The following is a 17,359-nucleotide window of genomic DNA, read 5'->3' on the forward strand; positions in this document are numbered from 1 at the left end:
TCGTGGTTCAGAGTCAACGCACTGACGGGAAAAATCGGGAGAATCAAGGATTTCAAGGGACGGTCCGCACGGCAAGTGCCCCGGCCCGCCGGCGTGCTTCCAGCTCAGAAAGTCTCCGGGCAGGTGGGCGGAGCGTACCCGCACGGCGCGCCCGGGCCGGTCCGGACGGTGGCGGTGGCAGGGACGGGCACGGCCGCGGGGAAGTACCGGCCGGGCTCCGTCCCCGGGTCGAGTCTTCGGGTTCGGTCTTACGGCCGGCTTTCAACCTGAGGGGAGTTCCGCCTGTCCGTGGGGCCGGTGGGAAGGGCGGCAACGAGGGATTTTCGGAAAATCCGGGTCCCGTTCGTCCCAACGGAGGGTTCGCAGATCCACCGGATCTGCTTCGGGGGGTGCTCAGTGGTCGGATGAGTCGCTAGTGTCAAAGCCATGACGCAGAACAACGATCCCAACATGGACCCGGCGGGTACCACGCAGCACTTCCGCCGTTTCGTCGACGAAAACCCCGAGCCCGAGGAGGCCCCGCGTCGCCCGATCCTGCCGCTGGCACTGGCGGGCGTCGGTGTCGTTCTGGCCATCGCCATCATCGCCGCCCTGGTCATCGCCTTCCTTTAGGCGCCCGAGTCCTCGCGTGACGTGCGGGTTCAGGCGAGAGCCGCGGTGTGACGGGTCCGACCCCGGCCGACCCCGAAACCTGTTCGCGGCCACCCTTCGGCCCTGCTAGAGTTAACTCCGTTGCCGCGAAGGACCGCAGGTTCCGGGCGGAGACGGGCGTCATTAGCTCAGTTGGTCAGAGCAGCTGACTCTTAATCAGCGGGTCCGGGGTTCGAGTCCCTGATGACGCACAGAACATGACCCCGGTCGGAGGACACCACGTCCACCGGCCGGGGTCTTTCGTGTGTGCGGCGGTCCCGCCCGGGGCGCGCAGGTACTCCGGAGCGGCAGTCCGCCGGTCCGCACACCCGGCCGCCCCGTGTCCTGGCACACATCGTGCCCCTGATGGCTCCCGGCACTCCGAAGTTCCGGTAGAGTTAACTCCGTTGCCGCGAAGGACCGCAGGTTCCGGGCGGAGACGGGCGCCATTAGCTCAGTTGGTCAGAGCAGCTGACTCTTAATCAGCGGGTCCGGGGTTCGAGTCCCTGATGGCGCACAGTACGAGACCCCGGTCGGAGGACACCACGTCCACCGGCCGGGGTCTTTCGCGTCCCACCACCCCCGACCTCCGGTCGGACGTCCCCGGTGGTGCCGGTGCGCGGTCCGCACGCCCCCGGTGCGGCAGCACACGCCCCCAAATGTCGTGGCTGCGCGGGATGATCTCGGGTGAACACCCCGATTTCCGCTGCCGGAAAACCACGGAACCGGTTCGCCCGGACCTTTTCCCGCCGCTTTCCCGGTCAGCCCCGGATGGCGTGAACCCGTTCGGGGTTCGGTCCTGTAACGGTGGCGTTTCCCAGGTCAGGCACGTTGTTATGACTTTGTTCAATTACAATGTGTATTCATTCATGATTTATTAGTGATGGTTCAAAACCAGATTGACATCGCGCATCTTCTGGTGAAATCTTTTCACGTCCGCCGATCCTCTCGGCGAGATTCCCACCAAAGAAAACCCGGAGCACCCTCATGCCCACATCCCCCGCTGTCCGCGCCGTCTCCCGCACGGCCCTCGCCGTCGGCGCGGTCGCCACTCTTTCCGCCTGCGGCCTGCTCACCTCCTACTTCGGGGCCGGCAACGTCCATGAGATCGCGGTCGGTGACTGCTTCAACGAGAGCGAGATCCAGACCGCCTTCTCCGAGGGGGAGGTGAGTGACATCCCGCTGGTCGAGTGCAGCGAGCCGCACGACTCCGAGGTCTTCCACACCGAGGACCTCCCCGAGGGTGACTTCCCGGGGGAGACGTCCTTGCAGACCTCCATGGAGGAGATCTGCACCGGCAGCGCCTTCGAGGAGTTCGTCGGCACGGACTACGCGGAGTCCGAGCTCTACGTCAGTGGCCTCATGCCGACCTCCCAGACCTGGGAGCACTTCGACGACCGCGAGATCCTCTGCTACGTCCTGATCGACGGCGAGACCCTCAGCGAAAGCCTGGCGGGCTCCAACCGCTGACCCGGTCGGCGGCGGGCCCGTGGCCGATGGCCCGGCCCGCCCCCCGTTCGCGAACCGGACCCCTGCCGGAGCCGGTTCGCGGGCGGGACGAAACCTTCTCCTTCCCGGGCGCATCTGGACAGGTGACGCCGATCCCCTCTTCCGCGTCGGTGTGCGACCAACGATCCAATGGAGCAGTCATGTTGTCCGAAGCGCGCCCCCTGCCCGGCCGTATCGCCCTGACGGCTGCGGCCACCGGTGCCGCCCTGTCCCTCTCGGCATGCGGTCTGCCCCTGCTGCCGCCGGCCTTCAGCAATGACGGCGTCGAACCCTCCCCGGTGGCGGAGCCGGAGCCGACGGAGTCCGCGGAGCCCACCCGGGCGCCGGAGCCCGAGCCGACCGAGACGCCGGAGCCGACCGTCGATCCCGAGGACCAGGACGTCAACGTGTTGGTCGTGGGGGACTGCCTGAACGAGATGGAGGTCGGCTACGACGACTCCGTCAGCACCGTGCCGATCATCGACTGCTCGGAGCCGCACGACCTCGAGGTCTACCACGGGGGTTCGTTGGACAGCGGGCTCGACTACCCGGGCGAGGACGAGGTCGTCGCACTGGTCAACGAGGGCTGCCACGAGGCCTTCGCGGCCTTCGTCGGGATCCCCGTCGAGGAGTCGGCGCTGAACCTCCAGACGCTCTTCCCGATGGAGGAGGGCTGGGCGGCGGGCGACCGCGAGTACCTCTGCCTCGTCGGCCAGTTCGACGAGCAGACCACCGGCTCCCTGGAGGGCTCCAGCCTCTAGGGAGCCGCAACCTCCGACGACCCGCGGAACATGAACGGCCCGCGCCATCCGATGGCGCGGGCTGTCGTCGTGCCGTGGCGGCGTGTACCGCCTCCCGGTGACGGGACCGGCAAGGGCGCCTGGGGCGGATGCGGCCGGATGCGGCCACGAATTGCTTGGTCATATGGGGGCATTTGTCATTTTTTGTTCTTTTCGTGATGCCGATCGGGTCGCATAGAAGACGCCGTTTGGTCACGGGGGTGGTGTGCGCCACAGGGGTGGGACTACCGTGATGTTTTATTAGGAAAGTTTCCTAATAAAAAGATGGTCTCCACAGCACCGCCGCACCCCCTGCTCGAAGGAGCCCCGTGGCCACCGAAACCGCGGCCGCCCCGCCACCGGACACCGGTGAAACCGGGCCCGCAGCCCCCCGGAAGCCGAGAACCGTCCTGGACCGGCTCTGGCGCAACTACGTCTTCGTGAAGGTCCGCAAGGCCCTCGTCGTGGTCTTCGTTGTCGCCAACGCCACGTTCTTCCTGGGCCGCGCGATGCCGGGCGACCCCATCGACGTAATGGCGGGGCGCCTCACCCAGGGCGGCATGTCGATGGACGAGGCCCGGGCCATCGCGACGAACTCGTTGGCCTACGACCCCGACGCCTCCCTCCTCCAACAGTGGTGGGAGTTCATCCGCGGGCTCCTCACCCTCGACCTCGGCGACACCATCAACCGCCCCGGTTTCAGCGTCACCGACGCGATCGGCGCCTACCTTCCCTGGACCCTCTTCAGCATCGGTGTCGGGACCCTCGCCGCCATCGCCCTGGGCCTCGCCCTCGGCATGGTCATGGCCTACCGCCGCAACAGGCTGCTCGACCACGTCCTCAGCGTGCTCGCCTCGGTCCTGGGCGCCGTCCCGAACTACCTCATCGCGATGGTGCTCGTCGTCGGTGGCGGCATGTACCTGGGCTGGTTCAACCCGATCGAACTCCGAGGCACCCTCAGCCCCGGCGTCCAACCCGGCTTCACCGCCGAGTTCGTCGGCGACGCGTTCTTCCACGCGGCCCTGCCGATCCTCACCTACGTGCTCGCCATCATCGGCACCTGGATGCTCATCATGAAGGCCTCCACCACCGAGGTGCTCAGCGAGGACTACGTGACCGTCGCCCGGGCCCGCGGACTCCGGGACGGCCGCATCGCCACCGCCTACGTCGGCCGCAACGCCGTCCTGCCGCTGGTCGCCCAGATCGCCATCTCCTTCGGAACCCTCGTCGGCGGCGCGATCTTCGTCGAACAGGTCCTGGTCTACAAGGGGGTCGGCGGTCTGCTGCTCGACGCGGTCAACTACCGCGACTACCCCCTCCTGCAGGGTCTGCTCATCATCATCACCTCATGCGTGGTGATCGCCAACCTCGTCGCGGACCTGCTCTACAGCAGGCTCGATCCGCGTATCCGGAAGTAGGGGGACGCACGCATGGCCGTCACCACAGCAAGCGCGCCCGCCGCGGGCGTCTGGGGCTCCATCTGGCAGGGGATCACCCGCAGCACGAGCGGGTTCGTCGGACTCTGCCTGGTCCTCGGCGTCCTGCTGTTCTCCTTCGTGGGCCCCCTGTTCGTCGACCCCCACAACCCCACGGACGTCACCAGGATCTGGGGCCCGATGAGCTCCGAGCACTGGCTCGGAACCAACCACGAGGGCAAGGACACCCTCACCCAGCTCGTCCTGGGCGGCCGCGAACCCATCTGGGTCGGCGTCACGGCCGCCCTCATCACCGTCGCCATCGCCGTCGTCCTCGGCGCGGTCGCCGGTTACGTCCGGGGCCGGGTCGACCACTTCCTGCTCCAACTGACCGACATCACGATGACCATCCCCTTCATCGTCCTGATGCTGGTCATCGCCTCCTTCTACCGCACCTCCTCCCCGCTGGTCGTCTCCTTCATCATCGGCCTGGTCACCTGGCCCTACCTGATGCGGTCGATCCGGGCGCAGGTGCTCACCCTGAAGGAACGCGAGTTCATCGAGGCCGCGCGCCTCCAGGACCTGGGCACCGCGCGAATCCTCTTCGTCGAGGTGCTGCCCAATATGGCGGGCTACATCTTCATCAACTTCATCATCGCCATCACCAACGCCATCTACGCGGTCGTCGGCATGTACCTGCTCGGCCTCCTGCCCAGCACCGCCGACAACTGGGGGCTGATGATCCAGCAGGCCTGGGACAACAACGCCTTCCTCCTGCCGCAGGCCGCCCCCTTCCTCGTCGCCCCGATGGTGATGATCATGCTCTTCCAGATCGGGCTGGTCACCATGACCCGCTCCCTGGAACAGGCCCTCAACCCACGACTCCGGGACAGGTGAGCCCCGTGAACGACCTCCCCACCGCCCCGGACACCCCCGACGGGGCCCTGCTGTCCGTCCGCGGAGTCGACGTCGGCTACCGCACCGGACGCAGGAGCCGGGTCACCGCCGTCCACGACGTCTCCTTCGACCTGTACCCCGGACAGTCCATGGCCCTGGTCGGCGAGTCCGGATGCGGCAAGACCACCCTCGGCCTCGCACTCCTGCGGCTGCTCCCGCGCACCGGGGTGGTCTCCGGGGGCGAGATCCTCTTCCGCCGCAAGGACGGCACCCGTGTCGACGTGCGCACCCTGGAGAAGGAGAGACTGCGCCGCTTCCGCTGGAACGAGGCGGCCATGGTCTTCCAGGGCGCCATGAACGCCTTCAACCCGGTGCTCAGGATCGAGGACCACTTCCTCGACACCTTCCGCGCCCACGAACGGGTCGGCGGTCGGCGCCCGCGCGGGGAGATCCTCGAACGCTCCGCCCGACTGTTGGAGACCGTCCGGCTCGACCCGGCACGGGTACTCGGCAGCTTCCCGCACGAGTTGTCCGGCGGCATGCGCCAGCGCAGCCTCATCGCCCTGGCCCTGGCGCTCGAACCCCAACTGCTCATCCTCGACGAGCCCACCACGGCCCTGGACATCCTCACCCAGCGCTCCATCGTGGAACGCCTCACCGAACTCCGCGAGGAGCTGGGTTTCTCGATGGTCTTCATCACCCACGACCTCGGCCTCGCCGCCGAACTCGCCGACCGGGTCGGCACCATGTACGCGGGGCGGCTCATCGAGACCGGCACGACCCGCGACATCTTCCACCGTCCCCGGCACCCCTACACGTCGGCGCTGATCAATTCCGTGCCGCCGGTCGCGGGCGACCTCCACGTGCCCGAGCCCCTTCCCGGCGGCCCTCCCGGCCTCAACGCCCTACCGCCCGGCTGCTCCTTCGCCCCCCGCTGCGCCCACACCATCGACGCCTGCACCGTCACCCGCCCCGAGCTCGAAGTACTCGAACCCCGTGACGCGGGACTGAGCCACGCAGCGGCCTGCCTGCGCTCCACCGATACCGAACTCCACGCCGAGGGGGTCTTCCGTGACTGACCGGACCGCCAACCCCGCCCACACCGAGCCCCGCCCCGACGAACCTCCGGTGCTGGCCCTCAGAGGCGTTCGACAGGTCTTCGACACCCCCCGCGGCGACGTCCCCGCCGTCGCCGGGGTCGACCTGGAGGTGCGCCACGGCCAGGTGCTCTGCCTGGTCGGTGAGTCCGGCTGCGGCAAGACCACCACCGCCCGCATGGCGGCCGCGCTGGCCGACCCCACGTCGGGGTCCGTGCTGTTCCGCGGCAGGGACGTGGCGGAGATGGACCGCAAGGAGCGGGCCGCCTTCCGGCACTCGGTCCAGTACATCCACCAGGACCCCTACGCCTCCCTGAACCCGGTGCGCACCGTCCTGTCCACGGTCTCCGCCGGTCTGCGCCGGCACGGGATGGTCAAGGGCCGCCGCGAGGCCCGTCGCGCGGTCACCGCACTGCTGGAGCGCGTCGACCTCACCCCGGCCGAGGACTACCTGGACAAGTACCCCCACCAGATGTCCGGCGGCCAGCGCCAGCGCGTCGCCGTGGCCCGGGCCCTGGCGATGAACCCCGAAGTGATCATCGCCGACGAGTCCACGTCGATGCTGGACGTGTCCATCCGGGTCAGCCTCCTGAACACCCTCGGCAGGCTCCGCGACGAACTCGGCGTGAGCTTCCTGTTCATCACCCACGACCTCGCCGTTGCCAAGTACTTCGCCTGGCGGGGCGAGATCGCGGTGATGTACCTCGGCAGGGTCGTGGAGCACGGGCCCACCCCGCAGGTGGTCAACGACCCCCAGCACCCCTACACCAGGGCACTCGTCTCCGCGGTCTGCGAACCGGACCCCGACCTGGCCGGGACCAGGGAGCGGGTGCGGCTGCGCAGCGACGACATCCCCGACCTCACCGCCCTGCCGCCGGGCTGCGACTTCCACCCGCGCTGCCCGAGCTACGTCCAGGGCAGCTGTGACACCGAGCGCCCCCCGCTGGTCCGCAGCCACGACCGGCTGCTGGCCTGCCACGTCCTCACCCGGGGGTGAGGCGACCTGTTGCCCCTCATCGGACGCTTCGGCCTGTTCACCGGAGCCTTCCTCACCCTCTCCTGCACCCTCACGGCCGTGTTCACGTCCCCAGGGACGGCCGAGTTCACGATCAGCGTCCTCACCGTCGGTGTCGGCCTGCTCGTGTTCGTTCTCGGCCTGCTCGCCCTCCTTCTGGAAAGGAAGCGTCAAGAATGACCCCCACCCCCCAGAGCAACACCCTCCTGCAGGATCTGAGCAGGCGGCGCCTGCTCAAGGCAGTCGGCTTCGGTACCGTCGGCGCGGCGGGCGCCGGCGTCCTGTCCGCCTGCTCCGGCGGCGACAGCGCGAACTCCGGGACCACGCGGTTCACCGGTGTCTTCGACTTCGACCTGGACTCCCAGACCCGCAACGTGCACGTCGAGGACGGCGCGCTCCTGCTCAACTCCGTCTACAAGGACCTGTTCCTGTGCACGGGCGCCGTCTTCAACTGGAGTACCCACGAGTGGGACTACCTCCTGCTCGAAGGGCACGAGTGGGACGGCGACAACCTCGTGGTCTCCCTGCGCCCGGACCTGAGGTGGAGCGACGGTAGCAGCCTCGACGCCGACGACATGGTCCGCAGCTACGCGATGCGCGTCCTGGAGGCCCCCTCGTGGGGCACCGGCTTCCCCCAGGTCCAGGACCTGGAGAAACTCGACGATCTGAGCGTCCGGCTGGGCTTCGAGGACCCGTTCCCCAACATCGAGCGCAGCATCCTCAAGCACCGCATCGTCTCCAAGACCACCTACGACGGCTTCGGCGAGCGCGCGCTGGAGATGGTCAACGACGGGGTCCGTCAGGGCGACGACGAGCACCTCGAGTGGAACGCCGAGTTCATCGAGTTCAACCCGGACTCGATCATCTGCAGCGGCCCGTACCAGTTCGACGAGGCGCAGATGTCGGACGCGCGGATCACGCTGGTGCGCAACGAGGACGGCTACCAGGGCACCGAGGTCAAGTTCGACGAGGTCGTCATCCACAAGGGTGACAACCGCCAGTCGGCCCTGCTGGTACAGCAGGGCGAGATCGACTACTCCACCCTGGCGCCCTCCGCCGCCGACCAGCAGGCCTTCCAGAGCGTGGAGGGCTTCCGCTGGATCGAGCACGCCGGTTACGACGGCTGCGGCATCATGTTCAACCACAGGGCCAAGCCGGAGGTCCAGGACGTGCGGGTGCGCAAGGCGCTCGCCTACGTCCTCGACGGGGACCAGATCGGCCAGGTGGCCCGGGGCGAGGCCTACACCCGGGTCACGCACTACGCGGGGCTGGCCGATCGCCAGGCCGAGGAGATCTTCACCGCGCAGGAGCTCGAGGATTTCGAGACCTTCGACCAGGACCAGGACAGGGCCGCGGAGCTGTTGGAGGAGGCCGGCTGGACCAAGGAGGGCGGAAAGTGGTACCTCCCCAACGGTGACGAGGCCAGCTTCGAGGTCATCGGCGTCGCCGGATGGGGTGACTTCGAGCTGACCGCCACCCAGGTCGAGGAGGCCTGGAACGACTTCGGTATCAGGACCGTGGCGCGCAACGTTCCCCAGGACAACCCGTGGGGCATCTGGGGCGCCGGTGACTTCGAGGTCGCCGTCCGCCACTGGGGGAACCCGGAGCAGCCCGACTACTGGGGCGCCTTCGAGATGAACTTCATGACGGAGAACGCGGGCACCGAGGACTCTCCGGGCCAGGGGTTCGACCTCCGGGTGGAGAGCCCCTCCCAGGGCGAGGTGGACCTGGCGGAGCTGGTGGACGTCGCCCGGCGGGCCGAGACCGAGGAGGAGCAGCTGGAGGCGTTGAAGACCATGTCGATCGTCTTCAACGAACTGCTGCCGCGCATCCCGATCTGGACCTACAAGTACCTCGCTCCGGCGGTCGAGGGGGTGCGGGTCGAGGAGTTCCCCACCGACACCCCCACCTCGCAGAACGAGCAGTACCAGGACAACCACATCATCCTCGCGCTGATCCAGGGCGAGCTGTCCCCGGTCGAGGGCTGACGTCCGGGAGCGTCCACCGGACCGGTCGTCCCGACGGGCGCCGCGGTCCCTCCCGTCGGACGGCCGGGGAGACCCGGGGGAGGGGCGGTGGAGGCGGGGCGGGCGCCTTCGGGCCCCGCCCCGCACCTGTGCCCGGGACATTACGGGCATGCTCGGCTTCGTCCCCCTGCGGTCCGTTTGTGCGCGTTCGGGGCCGGGGAATGTAGTCTCCCGATCGTCCGTCCCCCAGCGACGCGACAGCGCTGTTCGTCGTTCCCGGGGATCCGGTCGGAGTCCGTGTGCTTTCCGGGCCCGTTCCCCCGGCCCCGGACCGCACGTGCATCCGCCTGCCCGTCGGCATCGGTACCGACGCGTGCACCGGCACGCGCATCCGCTCGTCCCCCGCCCGCCCCGACCCCCTCGCCCCCCTGCTCCCGGCCCTCGAAAGGACTGGTGCGCCATGCCCAAGGACCTGTACGAACTCGGAGAGGTTCCGCCCCTGGGCCACGTGCCCGCGCGGATGCACGCCTTCACCATCCGGAGGGAGCGCTACGGCACGCCCCGAGAGGCCTTCGCCCGCGAGGTCGTTCCGGTGCCCGAGCTCAGGCCCGGCCACGTCCTCGTGTACACGATGGCCGCGGGCATCAACTACAACAACGTCTGGGCGGCCAAGGGGCACCCGGCCGACGTGATCGCCGCCCGGGAGAAGGCGGGGGCGACCGAGGACTACCACATCGGCGGCTCCGACGGCTCCGGGGTGGTCTGGGCCGTGGGTGAGGGCGTGCGCGGTGTCGAGGTCGGCGACCACGTCATCCTCGCCTCCGGACAGTGGGACGAGGGTGCGGACGACATCCGGATGGGCGGCGACCCCATCGCCTCGAAGAGCATGCGGGTGTGGGGCTACGAGCACAACTACGGCTCCTTCGGCCAGTTCACCCTGGTGCAGGACGTCCAGTGCCACCGCAAGCCGGAGCGGCTGCCCTGGGACGTGGCGGGCGGTTTCCTGGTCAGCGCCGCCACCTCCTATCGGCAGCTCTTCGGCTGGGAGCCCAACGTCGTGCGTCCCGGCGACCCGGTGCTGATCTGGGGCGGTGCGGGCGGGCTGGGCACTTCGGCGATCCAGCTCGCCCGTCAGGTGGGCGGCAGGCCGGTCGCCGTGGTCTCCACTCCGGAGAAGGCCGAACTGTGCCGTGAACTCGGCGCGGTCGGCACGATCCTGCGCACCGAGTTCGACCACTGGGGCCGGGTGCCCGACGAGAGCGACCCCCAGGCCTTCGCCGCCTGGATGCGCGGAGCCCGGGCGTTCGGGAAGAAGTTCTGGGAGGCGTTGGGGGAGCGGCGCTCGCCCAGGATCGTCTTCGAGCACACCGGGGCCGACACCCTGCCGACCTCGCTCTACCTGTGCGACAACTCCGGGATGGTGGTGATCTGCGGGGCCACCTCGGGTTTCCAGGCCGACGTGGACCTTCGTTTCCTGTGGATGCGGCTCAAGCGCCTCCAGGGTTCGCACTTCGCCTCGCCCGCGCAGTGCCGCATGGTCATCGACCTGGTCGAGGACGGCCGGCTCGACCCGTGTGTGACCAGGACGGTGCCCTTCGACGAGATCGGTGAGGCCCACCAGCTGCTGCACGAGAACAAGCAGCCCCCGGGCAACATGGCGGCCCTGGTCAACGCCGCCCCGGGCCAGGTAGGAATCGACCTCTAGGCGGCTCCGGGCGCCGGGTGTCGCCGGAGCGGCTGCCGAAGTGATTCTGGTGACACCCGGCAAGAATCAGACAAAATACCACAAAATACCCTGTTCACCTTCTGGGTGAAGGGCTTATTTTTCGCTGTTTGCGCACGTCGCAAGGGTGTCGTCCGATGCTTTTCCGGTCCTTCTTCGATTCTTCTGTCAAGCTGGGCGTCCTTTGTTAGTCTGACGAACCGAACGACGGTTCTCGGTGGAAGAACAGGAATTGTGTGGAGCACGGACACATGTCCGCCGGATCGGGCGCTCTCCGACGATCACGGTGAAGGTCCGCCACACCTGTTCCCGCTGCCCCGAAAACGGTCGAGGCGTTCCCCCGGCGTTCGGGACGCCTGGTCGCACCAGTGCCCCGACGGGGCCCCGGAGTGGCTTCCTCCCTGGTCAGGGCGGTGGTGCGGGGCCACCGCCAATCCGCCCACCTGATTCGAGGAGACGAGATTGTGGCACAGGCGCAGTCACCGCACGAGCGCGATGACAACCCCCTGGCCAAGATGATGTCGACGGAGGATGGGCGTGGAGCCAGGCGTGAAGGAAGGTTCCGCCGGGCCATCTCCCGGATGGTCAAGTCCCAGGAACCCCCGTCACCGGAGACCGAGCAAGGACATCCCGTGCATCAGCCCGTGCATCCGCACTCGCAGGACCCCGACCGGACGTCGGACGGCGAGGAGACATCCGCGACGGAGCCCCCCACCGGACCCTTCTCCGCGTCCGCCGAGAACGGTTACCGTCCCACACCCCGGGTGAGCGTTCCCAACCCCTACACGACCAGGAGCGTCGACGTCGACGATGTCGACACCGGCGCCAACCCGGTCGGCCAGTGGCGCGGCGTCGGACTCCACGAGCCCGAACCGCGCAGCCCGCACATCCTCGCCACCACGGACACCATGACCGACACCCCCACACCCGAAGAGCACACAGAGCGGCCCGAGGCCCCTGTGTCCCCGACGGCCTCCACGGCCCCCGACCCCGCTCCCCGCCAACGGTCCGCACCGGGGCAGGCCGCGGCCCGCGAACCCCAGCGGCCCGAGACCAGGCAGCCCGCCCGCCAGCAGCCCGAACCCCAGTGGCCCGCGGCGCCCCAGCGGCAGTGGGCGCCTCCCCAGGGGGACCACGCCCGCCAGGGGCACGAGGACCGGCCGCAGGCACCGTACGAGCCGCCGCGCACCGCGACCGACACCCCCGGGGGGGCCGACACCCGCCAGGGGGCGGAGCAGGCTCGCAGCACCGGGCCCACCGGATACGGCAACGCCCCGCAGGCTCCCCAGCCCCACAACGGCTACCAGGGGCACCCGGACCCCTACGGCTACCAGGGGCACCCCGGCTACCCCGAACCGCAGGGTCAACAGGGCTACCAGGGTTACCAGGGACAGTACGGCCACCAGGGCCAGCCCGCGGCCCCGCAGCCGCCGCACGGTTACCAGTGGCCGTACCAGGAGGGCCACGCCCCGCCCGCGCCCCACCCGGGGTACCCGCGGGCCGACCACCCGGCGCCGCCGCAGCCCGCGCCGCCCTACCCGGCGCCCTACCCGCACCCCCAGCCGCTGCCGTACCAGAGCGCCTACCCGCCGCCCTACCAGCCGCCCGGCTACGTCTACCCGGGCCAGCCGGTGGTCTACCCGGGCCAGTTCGCCCCCTACGGCCAGTTCAACCCCTACGGGCAGCCCGTGCAGCACGTCATCGTGCTCACCGCCGGGCAGCAGCCGCAGATCGTCAGCGCCGAGTCGGCCGCCACGCTGTTCGCCGAACGCACCGAACCGTCCTCTTCCCGGGAGGTCGGCCAGGACAAGGCGCTCCCCAGGTCCGAGGACGAGCCCGAGGCCGCCGAGGACCAGGGCCGGACCCGGGAGGAGGACCCGGCGCAGCAGGCGGACGGGTCGGACCGGAACGGGACCGAGGCGAAGTCGGAGAGCGCCTCCCGGGCCGGGGCCGCGGAGCCGACCGCCGAGGACGGCGCGGCCGGGTCCCGGACCGCCCCGACCGCGGACACCGCGGCCGAAACGGCCGCCGAGTCCCCGAAGGACCCGTCCGGCGACCTCCTCAACGAGGCACTCGCCGGTCTGGCCATGCGTGACCTGTCCCTGGTCGACGCACTGCTGGAGATGGTCGAGGCGCTGGAGACCGACGCCCAGGACCCCGACCTCCTCGACAAGCTCTTCCAGATCGACAACTTCGCGACCCGTATGCGCCGCAACGGGGAGAACTTCCTGGTGCTGACCGGGCACGACGGCGGCGAGTCCGACGCCCACGACGAGATCGTCCCCCTGCTCGACGTCGCCCGTGCCGCGACCTCGGAGATCAAGGACTACCCCAGGGTCAGCCTGGGCAAGCTCCCGCAGACCTCCATCACCGGTCTGGCCGCCGACGACATCAGCCACCTCCTGGCCGAGCTGTTGGACAACGCCACCGCGAACTCGCCCGAGCACTCACAGGTGGTGATCAGCGCGCAGGAGCTGGAGGACGGCCGCCTGATGGTCGTCGTCGAGGACGAGGGCGTGGGTATCCCCGAGACCCAGCTGGCGGAGCTCAACAGCCGCCTGGACGGGGAGCCGGTCCTGGACGACGAGGTGCCCCGGCACATGGGCCTGTACGTGGCCAGCCGGATCGCGCAGAAGCACGGTCTGGAGACCCGCCTGGAGTCCCGCTCCTTCCGCGGGGTCAGCGCCTACACGATCGTTCCCAAGGGGCTCCTGCGGGTGGCCACGCCCCGGCAGCCCGGACAGACCCGAACCTCCACGATTCCCAGCGTGAGCGCTCCCGTGACACCGACCGGACCGATCCCGCAGCAGCCCGTCAACGGCAAGGGGGGCAACGGCTCCAACGGTGCCAAGCCCGCCCCGTCCGCCGGCGGGAACTCGTCGGTGACCTCCGCCGGGCTCCCCCGGCGCAGTGCCACCCCGCACGGGTCGCCGCTGCGGATGATGCCTCACCCCGGTGCGCTCTCGGAGAACCCGCCGCCCCCGCCGAAGGGCCGGGAGGACACCCCGCCCAAGCTCACCGGCGAGGCCCGGGCGGAGCAGATCCGCGACGAGCTCGGCGACTTCCTCGACGGGGAACGCGCCGCCCTCGACGGCGAGGACCTCGAAGGCGACAAGGAATGACCTCCGACACGGCGGCCCACGCACCCGGCGCGGGCCCCCCACACCCCAGAACCCCCAGCGAAAACGACACTCGGCCGAGGCAGGTAGAGCACAAGCATGACTGAATCCACGAACGACAGCGTTGAGAACTTCTCGTGGCTCATCGACCGGTTCGTCCGGGACGTGCGCGGTGTCGAGCACGCCGTGGTGGTCTCCTCCGACGGCCTGGTCCTGACCCACTCGAGTGACTTCCCGGAGGAGCACGCCGAGCAGCTCGCGGCGATCGCCAGCGGCCTCCACAGCCTGGCGGTCGGCGGGGCCGGCCTGTTCCAGCGGGGCGAGTGCGAGCAGTTGCTCGTCCGCTTCAACCACGGCCACCTCTTCATCATGGCCATCAGTGACGGTTCCTGTATGGCGGTGCTCACCGCACCCGGTACGGAGCTGAAGATCGTCGGTTTCCAGATGGCCAAGCTCGTGGACAACGTCGCCCACGTGCTCACGCCGCAGCTGCGCTCGCAGCTGCGCGAGGTCATCCAGAACTGACGACGGTGACCCGTAACGGTTCGGCAGGAATGAGGTTGCCGCGGCTATGAGCTTCCGCAGGCGAAGGAGTAACCGTGTTCGCCCGTTCACCTTCACAGGTGGGCGGACGCGGTCACGGCATCCGCTGATGGTGCAGACCCTGGTCTCGACGTCCGAGCCCGGGCAGGACCCTCCTGGCACCCTCATGCCGGAGTCGATCAGTATTTACAAACTGTGCCGGGAGACGCGGTCTCTCGCCGAGGTGTCGGCTGAGCTGAACATCCCCCTGGGTGTCACCCAGGTCCTGATCAGTGACCTGGCTGAGCAGGACCTGGTGTACATCCACCCGACCATCACCGGCAGCAGTCCGTCCGAAAACCAGGTTCTGGAGAGGGCTCTTCGTGGTCTCGAACGACTTTTCCAGTGACAGCAGGTCGAATCGCAAGAAGATGTCGAGCAAGATCGTCATCGCCGGCGGCTTCGGTGCCGGCAAGACGACCTTGGTGAGCTCGGTGTCGGAGATTCCACCGGTCACGACTGAAGCGATCATGACCGAGGCCAGTGTCGGGCACGACGACACCTCGGTCACACCCGACAAGACGACGACCACCGTCGCGATGGACTTCGGTCGCATCACCATCGACGACGAACTGGTCATGTACATGTTCGGCACACCGGGCCAGGCCCGGTTCTGGTTCATGTGGGACGATCTCGTCCGGGGCGCCGTGGGCGCCGTCGTCGTGGTCGACTGCAGGAGGCTCGCGGACTCCTTCGACGCCGTCGACTACTTCGAGACGAACAAGCGCATCCCCTACATCGTGGCGCTCAACAAGTTCGAGGGACGTCTGGACTACACCTCCGAACAGGTCCGCGAGGCCCTGGAGGTCAGTCCTGAGGTCCCGATCATCGATTTCGACGCCAGGCACAGGACGTCTGGCGGCGACGTGCTCAAGACGCTGCTGCGGTACGCGCTCGAGCACAACCGAGCGAGCGAGCCCGTCGCCTGACGGGTGGGGAGCCCTTGGACCCCCTGGTCTCCCCACGGCCCCGTAGATTCCCCAGGAAAGTTAGCGACACAATGCGCAAGATCCTTATCGTCGGCGCGGGCCACGCCGGCCTGCACCTGGCCCACGGGCTCCTGACCCATGGCTACGACGTCACGGTGATCACGGGGCAGTCCTCGCCGGAGATCAGGACCGCCAAGCCGTCGATCTCCCAGTTCACTTTCCCCACGGCCCTGGAGTACGAGCGCAAGTTCGACCTCGACTTCTGGAGTGCGCTCTCACCCCAGATCCGTGAACAGAAGCTGTTCATGTACCGGCAAGGTGATCCCATCACCGCGTTGCAGGGCAGCTCCCACCCGGGCAACGGGTACACGGTCTCGGTCGACCGCCGGGTCAAGATGGCGGACTGGCTGGAGTTCTTCGAGGACCGCGGCGGCAAGGTCGTGATCCACGGGGTCACGGTGACCGACCTCGACTACTTCTCCAGGATGTTCGAGCTGATCATCGTCGCGGTCGGCCACGGGGAGCTCGGCCAGCTCTTCGACTACGACAGCAGTCGGTTCAGCGGGACCCGGCCCCGCGCCCTCGCCCAGGCCTACGTCTACGACCTGTGGCCGGATCCCGGTGAGTCGGAGAACATCGGGTGGGCGTCGATCACCGAGGAGGCCGGCAACATCCTCTTCATCCCGATCCTCACCCAGGAGGGGCCGGCCCACAACATCCTCATGGTGGACAAGAAGGGCGGGCCGATGGACGCCTGGCCGGACCGTCCGGGCGCCGAGGAGCAGCTGCGCCGGATGAAGGACCTGATGCGCAAGCACGCCCCGGGTTTCTTCGAACGAGCCAAGGACGCGGTGCTGATCGACGGGCACAGCACCCTTGTGGAGGATCTCTCTCCCCAGGTCCGTAACCCGGTGGGCACCCTTCCCTCGGGAGGGAAGGTCCTGGGTATGGCCGACGTGGTGGTCACCATGGACCCCTTCGTCGGGCAGAGCTGGAACAACTCCACGCGCTGTGCGGAGGCGTACCTGGAGAGCATTCTGGAGCACGGCGACCAGAAGTTCGATGAATCTTTCCTGGTCAGGGCATTTGACCGGTTCTGGGAGTTCGGTCAGGACAACCAGATGTGGGCCGAGTTCGCGGGAAGTATGTGGGAGCAGGACCTCCCGGAACACGTCACCAACGTCATGATGGCGGCCGCGGAGTACCAGGAGATCGCCGACCGTTGGATTCAGGGCTGGGACTGCCCCTCCGATTACAAGAACTGGCTGTTCGACAGGGAGGTTGCGCAGGCCTACATCGACGAGGTGAAGGCGCGCCACGGCGACTGAACCGACCGGCCCCTGATGTTTACGGCTGTGTGGCCCGGTACCTCCTGAGGGTGCCGGGCCCGCTGCTGCTTCGGGGCTGCCTTCGTGAAACGGCTGTTGCGTGGACCGAATCCACTGTCCGAAAAAGAACCCTCCATTGTCAGTGGTTATGAGCAAGCGTTACGCTCTTCCGGGTTGGTGCCTGTTAGTCCTGAATGGTCTTTGGTGTGATGGTTCCTGTCGTCCCCTGGAGCCTGGTTTCGGGCAAGTGTGATATGGAGTCCGTTTTCACTCCCCGAAACGGTGCTGTTCTGTGCAGATGCACGGGAACCCGGGGCGCCCCCTGGCAGGGGCGGGAGACCCTCCGCCTGGAGAGGCCGGGTTAGGGCAGTCGAGAGTGAGAGGCGCGAT

Annotated in this window: 15 protein-coding genes and 2 tRNA genes; all 17 read left to right on the forward strand. The window is 68.4% G+C overall.

Going from position 1 to position 17,359, the window contains the following annotated elements; genetic code table 11:
- Positions 1-426 precede the first annotated feature (426 nt).
- Positions 427-612: a hypothetical protein gene (locus tag ACUKCB_RS00435; RefSeq protein ID WP_191274912.1), complete on the forward strand. Its 186-nt coding sequence runs from the start codon at positions 427-429 to the stop codon at positions 610-612.
- A 156-nt stretch (positions 613-768) separates the two neighbouring features.
- Positions 769-842 (forward strand) — tRNA-Lys (locus ACUKCB_RS00440).
- Between the two features lie 231 nt (positions 843-1,073).
- Positions 1,074-1,147 (forward strand) — tRNA-Lys (locus ACUKCB_RS00445).
- 470 nt (positions 1,148-1,617) lie between these two features.
- Positions 1,618-2,100 (forward strand): septum formation family protein, encoded by a 483-nt coding sequence (locus ACUKCB_RS00450; protein ID WP_473038464.1) that lies wholly within the window; start codon positions 1,618-1,620, stop codon positions 2,098-2,100.
- Positions 2,101-2,279: 179 nt separating this feature from the next.
- Positions 2,280-2,879 carry a septum formation family protein gene (locus ACUKCB_RS00455; protein WP_473038465.1) on the forward strand — a complete coding sequence of 200 codons (600 nt, stop codon included), beginning with the start codon at positions 2,280-2,282 and terminating at the stop codon, positions 2,877-2,879.
- A 347-nt stretch (positions 2,880-3,226) separates the two neighbouring features.
- Entirely contained in the window at positions 3,227-4,315 is a 1,089-nt protein-coding gene (locus tag ACUKCB_RS00460; RefSeq protein WP_473038466.1) for an ABC transporter permease, read from the forward strand.
- 12 nt (positions 4,316-4,327) lie between these two features.
- Positions 4,328-5,209: an ABC transporter permease gene (locus ACUKCB_RS00465; protein ID WP_473038467.1), complete on the forward strand. Its 882-nt coding sequence runs from the start codon at positions 4,328-4,330 to the stop codon at positions 5,207-5,209.
- A 5-nt stretch (positions 5,210-5,214) separates the two neighbouring features.
- Positions 5,215-6,288: an ABC transporter ATP-binding protein gene (locus ACUKCB_RS00470; protein ID WP_473038468.1), complete on the forward strand. Its 1,074-nt coding sequence runs from the start codon at positions 5,215-5,217 to the stop codon at positions 6,286-6,288.
- Positions 6,281-7,303: an ABC transporter ATP-binding protein gene (locus ACUKCB_RS00475; RefSeq protein WP_473038469.1), complete on the forward strand. Its 1,023-nt coding sequence runs from the start codon at positions 6,281-6,283 to the stop codon at positions 7,301-7,303. The genes ACUKCB_RS00470 and ACUKCB_RS00475 overlap by 8 nt, the downstream gene beginning before the upstream one ends.
- Positions 7,304-7,309: 6 nt before the next feature.
- Positions 7,310-7,501, forward strand: coding sequence for a hypothetical protein (locus tag ACUKCB_RS00480; protein ID WP_473040875.1), 192 nt, complete (start codon positions 7,310-7,312; stop codon positions 7,499-7,501).
- Positions 7,498-9,309, forward strand: a complete 1,812-nt coding sequence (locus ACUKCB_RS00485; protein ID WP_473038470.1) for an ABC transporter substrate-binding protein — start codon at positions 7,498-7,500, stop codon at positions 9,307-9,309. Before ACUKCB_RS00480 ends, ACUKCB_RS00485 begins: the two co-directional genes overlap by 4 nt.
- 439 nt (positions 9,310-9,748) lie before the next feature.
- The gene (gene ccrA / locus ACUKCB_RS00490) at positions 9,749-10,993 is read left to right on the forward strand and encodes a crotonyl-CoA carboxylase/reductase (RefSeq protein WP_473038471.1); all 1,245 of its coding nucleotides are present in this window, start codon (positions 9,749-9,751) and stop codon (positions 10,991-10,993) included.
- A gap of 650 nt (positions 10,994-11,643) precedes the next feature.
- Positions 11,644-14,133: a sensor histidine kinase gene (locus tag ACUKCB_RS00495; RefSeq protein WP_473038472.1), complete on the forward strand. Its 2,490-nt coding sequence runs from the start codon at positions 11,644-11,646 to the stop codon at positions 14,131-14,133.
- A 96-nt stretch (positions 14,134-14,229) separates the two neighbouring features.
- Positions 14,230-14,655, forward strand: coding sequence for a roadblock/LC7 domain-containing protein (locus ACUKCB_RS00500; protein ID WP_191274938.1), 426 nt, complete (start codon positions 14,230-14,232; stop codon positions 14,653-14,655).
- Between the two features lie 46 nt (positions 14,656-14,701).
- Entirely contained in the window at positions 14,702-15,061 is a 360-nt protein-coding gene (locus tag ACUKCB_RS00505; RefSeq protein WP_191274940.1) for a DUF742 domain-containing protein, read from the forward strand.
- Positions 15,062-15,083: 22 nt separating this feature from the next.
- Positions 15,084-15,641: a GTP-binding protein gene (locus ACUKCB_RS00510; protein ID WP_191274943.1), complete on the forward strand. Its 558-nt coding sequence runs from the start codon at positions 15,084-15,086 to the stop codon at positions 15,639-15,641.
- 71 nt (positions 15,642-15,712) lie between these two features.
- Positions 15,713-16,969, forward strand: coding sequence for a styrene monooxygenase/indole monooxygenase family protein (locus ACUKCB_RS00515; RefSeq protein WP_473038473.1), 1,257 nt, complete (start codon positions 15,713-15,715; stop codon positions 16,967-16,969).
- The last annotated feature ends 390 nt before the right edge of the window (positions 16,970-17,359 follow it).

The organism is Nocardiopsis moroccensis (genome assembly GCF_055763695.1).